The 449-nt window shown below is 50.3% G+C and carries 1 rRNA gene; it reads left to right on the top strand.

From position 1 onward, the window contains the following. Nucleotides 1-157 precede the first annotated feature (157 nt). A 23S ribosomal RNA gene (locus ACTHUR_RS20815) occupies nt 158-449 on the top strand; the annotation flags it as partial.

The raw sequence follows: 449 nt of genomic DNA, 5'->3' as shown, positions 1-449 counted from the left end.
CCATCTTCTGGTGCTGCTTGTATCGACTTACTCCTGAACCCCACCAGGCATGATTCAGACACAACAAGCCGTACGCTTTATCCCAGTCGGCATTTCAAGTTTGCTTCCATAGTCAACGGGTCGGCAAACGACGTCAACGCGGTCCTTGAAATTATAGAGTAAAGTGCATAAGTACATCAGGTGGATGCCTTGGCGATGATAGGCGACGAAGGACGTGTAAGCCTGCGAAAAGCGTGGGGGAGCTGGCAATAAAGCTATGATCCCGCGGTGTCCGAATGGGGAAACCCACCTATTAGGAGGTATCCTTATCTGAATCCATAGGATAAGCGAAGCGAACCCGGAGAACTGAAGCATCTAAGTAACCGGAGGAAAAGAAATCAACAGAGATTCCGCAAGTAGTGGCGAGCGAACGAGGGGGAGGCTGTACGTGGTAACCGTCTAGATCGAAA

This window comes from Neisseria sp. P0021.S007 (assembly GCF_051956855.1).
This window is presented reverse-complemented; position numbering and strand designations above follow the sequence as displayed.